This is a genomic window from Pseudoalteromonas sp. NBT06-2 (genome assembly GCF_002276045.1).
GTDB lineage: Bacteria > Pseudomonadota > Gammaproteobacteria > Enterobacterales > Alteromonadaceae > Pseudoalteromonas.
Genome location: NZ_NQMR01000239.1, coordinates 1 through 5,496, shown reverse-complemented (window position 1 = coordinate 5,496; position 5,496 = coordinate 1). Strand labels below are relative to the sequence as shown.

Annotated in this window: 8 protein-coding genes; 6 read left to right on the top strand and 2 right to left on the bottom strand. The window is 35.6% G+C overall.

Features of this window, described 5'->3' with window-relative positions; genetic code table 11:
* The first annotated feature begins 381 nt into the window (after positions 1 to 381).
* The 4 genes from CJF42_RS28935 to CJF42_RS24660 all read left to right on the top strand — a co-directional run bounded on the left by CJF42_RS28935 (position 382) and on the right by CJF42_RS24660 (position 2,109).
* Positions 382 to 582, top strand: coding sequence for a hypothetical protein (locus CJF42_RS28935; protein WP_252097737.1), 201 nt, complete (start codon positions 382 to 384; stop codon positions 580 to 582).
* A complete protein-coding gene (locus CJF42_RS28240) occupies positions 572 to 796 on the top strand; it encodes a nucleotidyl transferase AbiEii/AbiGii toxin family protein (RefSeq protein WP_212668864.1) in 225 nt (74 codons plus the stop codon). Before CJF42_RS28935 ends, CJF42_RS28240 begins: the two co-directional genes overlap by 11 nt.
* Positions 797 to 865: 69 nt before the next feature.
* A complete protein-coding gene (locus CJF42_RS24665; protein WP_212668863.1) occupies positions 866 to 1,531 on the top strand; it encodes a nucleotidyl transferase AbiEii/AbiGii toxin family protein in 666 nt (221 codons plus the stop codon).
* A 170-nt stretch (positions 1,532 to 1,701) separates the two neighbouring features.
* A complete protein-coding gene (locus CJF42_RS24660; RefSeq protein ID WP_095369172.1) occupies positions 1,702 to 2,109 on the top strand; it encodes a hypothetical protein in 408 nt (135 codons plus the stop codon).
* Between the two features lie 349 nt (positions 2,110 to 2,458).
* On the opposite strand, the gene CJF42_RS24655 is transcribed toward CJF42_RS24660, so the two are convergent.
* Together CJF42_RS24655 and CJF42_RS28235 are read right to left on the bottom strand one after the other, a co-directional pair.
* Entirely contained in the window at positions 2,459 to 3,733 is a 1,275-nt protein-coding gene (locus CJF42_RS24655) for a HipA domain-containing protein (protein ID WP_095369171.1), read from the bottom strand.
* Positions 3,733 to 4,062 (bottom strand): helix-turn-helix domain-containing protein, encoded by a 330-nt coding sequence (locus CJF42_RS28235; RefSeq protein ID WP_212668862.1) that lies wholly within the window; start codon positions 4,060 to 4,062, stop codon positions 3,733 to 3,735. Before CJF42_RS28235 ends, CJF42_RS24655 begins: the two co-directional genes overlap by 1 nt.
* A gap of 402 nt (positions 4,063 to 4,464) precedes the next feature.
* Between CJF42_RS28235 and mntA the strand changes: the two genes are divergently transcribed.
* Positions 4,465 to 4,863 (top strand): type VII toxin-antitoxin system MntA family adenylyltransferase antitoxin, encoded by a 399-nt coding sequence (gene mntA, locus CJF42_RS24645; RefSeq protein ID WP_095369170.1) that lies wholly within the window; start codon positions 4,465 to 4,467, stop codon positions 4,861 to 4,863.
* Positions 4,856 to 5,293 carry a type VII toxin-antitoxin system HepT family RNase toxin gene (hepT, locus tag CJF42_RS24640; protein ID WP_095369169.1) on the top strand — a complete coding sequence of 146 codons (438 nt, stop codon included), beginning with the start codon at positions 4,856 to 4,858 and terminating at the stop codon, positions 5,291 to 5,293. Before mntA ends, hepT begins: the two co-directional genes overlap by 8 nt.
* Positions 5,294 to 5,496: the final 203 nt, after the last annotated feature.

Genomic DNA, 5,496 nt, shown 5'->3' with positions numbered 1-5,496 from the left:
GGTAATTGCACCCTGCATTACTCAAAATCGCGCGATGTAAAATCTTGCCTACGGCACGCGACTGAAGGTAACCATCATGAATCCATATTCATGTATACCGAGGGAAGGTTGGTGTCGTATGTTTGTATTGATAAGTTGTCGTATGTTTGCTGTTTTTAAGGTGTATTCAACAGGAGAGTAACCATGACTATTGCAAATAAAGTGCAAGTAAGAATAAGTCGTTCCAAACGATATGCTTTTACTCGCGCTGATTTTTCTGATATTGCTGGATATGACCAAGTAGGGTGAGAGTTAAGGAAATTTGTTGAAAGTGGTTTATTAATTCGAATTGGCTATGGTCTTTACACTAAAGCTCGAATTAATAGTATCACAGGGAAAACTATGCCAGCGTCACCAGGTGGTGCTGATGGAGTGATTTTAGAAGCGATTGAAAAGTTAGGTGTTGATTATAAGTTCGATGATTTCTCTCAGCGAAGTATTAATGGAGATAGTTTGCAAGTTCCTGCGTCATTTCAAATTATCACTAGCAATCGATTTAAGCGAAAAATAGTAGTAAGTAATCGAGCAATTAATGCAGATTAATGAAAACATTTTTATTGAGGTTTCTGATGCTTTAGAAATGGGCAACCCTGCTATTGTTGAAAAAGACTATTATGTTGTCGCGCTGTTAAAGTTGCTCAGTGTGCTTTCTTTCGATACTCATTTAATGGTTTTTTCAGGCGGTACAGCATTAGCTAAATCCGGCATTAAAACGTATCGAATGTCAGAAAATGTTGATATTAAACTTATTAGTTAAAATGTATTTGAAGAGTTAGATTCTAGGTCAGCTCGTAAAAAAGCAAGGAAGCAACTTTACTTAACAATTATGGATACTATTCAAAAAAGTAAACTATTTTCTGTTGAAGGTGAGCCAATTCGGCTAAATGAATACAGATATCAAGTGCTCAGCATCCGTTACCCTCAGTCTTATTCAATCGCTCCATGTTTAAGGCCTTTTATAAAATTAGAGCTAATTGAGACTACATTGTATGATGAAATCGAAACTCATCCCATAACATCATTAACTGCCGAGGCTTATAAAGAGAAAACTGAAGTTAATGCGATGGCATTTACCAGTATATTGAGTACACAAGCGGAAAAAATAATTTCGATGCTGAGGCGTACAGCAAGTTTTGAACGAGATAAGAGTCGAGGTGAAGACCCTGCGTTGATTCGTCACATATATGATACATTTTATATACAAAGCGCTGGTCGTGCAAATTTATCAGAGCTCGTACCTCTTGTTCGAAAAGTTATAAATGAAGATGTAGATCGCTTTGGAGCCCAGCACCTTCAATTTGTTGAAAACCCTATTGGCGAATTAAAATATGGTTTAATGTTACTTGAAGAAAATAGCCAATTTGAAGAGCGGTTTAACCAGTATGTTGTTCCGATGGTGTATGGAAGTAGGTCTGTCAAATGGGTTGATGCATTCACTGTTTTTAAATCACTTGTAAATGCTATTTTGAAAGAATTAATAAATACGAAATAGCTAGAGAAGGCAAGGCTGGGATTGGATTTTTCACGCGTATGGATGAATTGTAGTAAGGCCAGTAATAAAATCAATGATATTCACTCGTTCGGGTGAATATTTGTGAAAAGTATATAAATAACCTTAAATTCTTCGAACGAGTGAATTTTTCAGGGTGAGGTGTTTTGTAGGTGGGATTTTACATCGATTCAAGAACGTATAAAAAATATCAGTCTTTTCAAAAGCAATGTCATTCAAAAAAGAGTAAGCCTAATAAAAAACCTGAGTTTATAGTTTTACAGCAACCAAAGTCACTATTAGACTTTGGTTGCTCAGCAGATAAAAATACAATTCCTTTTATACTTTTTGATTATTTAGAACTGGCTGATTTTAGTAGTTGCTTGCTTGTGCCAAATAAGCGAGGTTCGGTTTTAAAAGAAAAACCTAAAATTTTGGATGTGTTAAATATTGAAGTTGACTCATGGTTGAATACGATTCAACATTTTAGGCGACAGTATGCGAATTTTGCAGGTTCTAGGTTGTCTCTTGCTAAGTGTGCACATAGCCACAATCATAGTTGGTATAAGGGCTGTGGTTAGTTAAAAGGGAAATTGGCAAGGGTGTTTTAAAACAGAACGCCTGAAGGCGAACCTAAAAGGGTGTTAGCCTTAAACTTGTACGAGTAAAACATGCGCGTTGTTATCGGTAATTACTCCCTGTATTACATTCAAAACATGCGCGATATAAAATCGAGCCTACGGGGAGTTTTGGTCGAGTTTGGTGGGTTGTTGGAGCTTATTGGATTTAAAATCAAAGATGTGTGATGTGAATTTTAAAAGATACGGGACTGAAGTCCCGTCTACTCCGAACGCTTTAATTTGTGTGTTTTTTGTAGGTTTGGCTGTAGCCTTACTTTTTTGTTTTTTTGCTGTAGTAACGAGAGAAAGTCTATTTAGGTGCGATCTTGTTTAACATGGGCTTTAATACTTTAAACTTAATTTCTCTAAGCATGTGTAACTCACCTCCTTTTTCAACATGAATCGGACTGTCCTCAACACCTTGGTAGAGGGCATCAAATTCTCGTTCAATGTTATCGACCATTTTTGTCGTGATTTTTCTCATGACCGATGCAGGTAAACCAATCTGCTTGGCAAATATTTCAAGATCCGAATACTCAACATCTTTAAACTGCAATTTATCCCCAATAGGGACTGACAGGTCTTGATGTAATGTAGCAAGAGGATCTGTGTAAATGATGGTGCATAACAGGTCATAAAATGGCGACAATACAGTTCCACTGCCCTCCTGATAAAAACTAATGTTTTTCAGGTGAGCATCACCATTCCCAATAAGTATGTTAAATAATACCCATTCATAAAGTCTTTGAATAGTTTTAGCCTTTAACCGAGTTGTATCAATCAGCTTTTGGTAGGTTTCTACTTTCGACATTGGATACTTCGCGCCTCTTCCAACCCCCAACAATTGACAAGCATCTATGATATGAAGTCTTTGATGAGCAGGATACTTTCCTTTTCTATCAAACCTCTCAATTATAAACACTGGCGTTGGCGTATAGACTATACGAACTGGCGGAACATCAAGGCCCACAGTTTTGGCCAAGGACATTATAAACCATTCATTCATTGTCGTTTGCCAATAGTCTTCAGGATCTGAATGATCGGGTTTTAATATATGCGTGGAAGGCATGGATAAATTTGGCTCAGAAAGTTCATCACCTTGCAGGATCACCAGCATTTTATGCTGAGCACCTGCAAGTGACATTCGTTTAGTCTCTTTATTATTTAATGGAGCCTTGGGTAAATTCTTTATACGAACATTTAACTCTTCATGCGTTAATGGTTCATTACTACGTTTTGGACGTTGCATATTTTCAGAGGTTATCGTCAATGCGCCTGCAGACTCCTTACCTGATTTTTTCAATAGTAAAAATGTATCGTATACGTCTTTTACATCAAGGTCTTTGGCAAGCAATGAGCGAGCATTTTCTTCTGGTAGTAAATTGTCGAAAAAGTGTTGAATAGGGCGCTTAGTACTTCCGTCTATCTGCTTATCTTCATTTAGCGGTATATTGGGACATAGAGCGTATGCACCACGCTGATTTATCCAATAATGTTCGTATTGAAATGTCCAAATATTTTCTTCTTCTGATAGAATACCCATTAGACTGTCATTGGCGTAAACGTTTAACTTCCTATCCTGCATTAGTGATCACTCGTAATAATGCTATGTTCATGTAGCACTAGGTCTTTAACTATATTTACACCAGATTTTTCTAATAACATAGTCAATTTTTTTTTATCTTCTGTATTAAAGGGTACAGGAAGATCTAGTGTGATCCCAATGCCAAGTATCTCGAATATTTCAAGCACTCGACCAATTTGCACCGTTGACTTACCATTTTCAAATTGACTGACAAAGTTGATCCCATTGTTTGAAAAATCCCCCAATGTTCTTTGATCGAAATCTTGGCTTTTCCTTACCGCCTTGCCTACTGCGCCCATCTCTTTAATCGATTTTATATTAACTTTCATAAAGCACCATTTTTCACGCGTATGCATGAATTATAGTCAGTTCAGCAATAAGAACAATCATATTCACTCGTTCAAGAGAATATAAGCAAAAAATATATAAATAAGCTTTAATTCTTCCGATAGAGTGAATTATTGATGTTAAGCACTTTAAATTGCATTAATTCATTTGTTCGAGTGAATTTATAAATGCTATAACAGACTGCACTAAGAAGGGCGCTTTAAATCACAAGCCTTACTAGATGAAGCTCATATCTTAAGTTGTAAGTGTGCGGTGTTTTGTAGGTGAGATTTTACATCGTACGGTTTATCTCTCCGAGTTTTGGTATAGAATGATGTGAGAGTTGGTTATACTAATGATTATATTCAAATAGTGTAGTTTAATATAAACAAGTTGGTTAGTTTATGATAAATCAAACTGAGTTATTAGCTCAGATTAAGCAATTATCAATTGAAAATTATGATATTGAAGTTGTTTGGTTATATGGTTCTAGGGCAATAGGTAATCACACTAAAGAAAGTGATTTTGACTTAGCTATTGCATTCAAAAACTTCAAACTATCCACTATAGATGCTTTTCTGCGGCCAAACGAACTTGCAATTGATTGGGCTCAAAAATTAAATATTCCAGAAGAGAAACTGAGCTTAGTTGATATAAATAAAGTACCTATATACCTTGCCTTTAATATTGTCGAATATGGTGAAATTATTTATCAAACTCCTACATCTCGGGCTTTTACTGAGCAAAATAGAATATATAGCCAATATGAATATCAAATGATAGAGAATAGTCAAAATGAATAATGAAGGTTTGCAGTTATATTTAATAGAGGCTGATAAGCATAGAGCGCAATATTTAGCTGAACTAATAGAGCTTAGAGAAGATTTAATAAATGATAACTTTAGAAGTCGAGATTACAGGGCTGTTGAACGCGTTTTGCAAGTTTTTACCGAATTATGTATTGGTTTATCTAAGCATTGGTTAAAAACAATAAAAATGAAATCAGCCAGTGAAGCATATCAATCATTTAGTTTATTGAGAGAGTATAATCAAATAAGTAAAGCTGAATTGGCGAACTGGCGTAAAATAATAGGTATGCGTAATGGTTTAGTTCATGATTATTTGAATATTGATTTAACAATTTTAGAAGATGTCATTGAAAATGAATATTACTTACAACTGAATGAATTTAGCATAAAGGCAATTGATTTCCTAAAGCAGAGGCTGAACTAATACCATATATGGACCCTCTCCGATTGCAAGACAATTTAAATCGTTGAAATAGAGTGCATTGCAGCCATATATTCGGCTTTTGACTGAGGTATCACTTGATGCCTCTAGCCCTGATGGATTTCCACCCTATCACCTTATCAATTTTGCGGCTTATGATAACCCGACCTTAATCCAACTTAGCAACAGTTAGCTGCTCATTATAA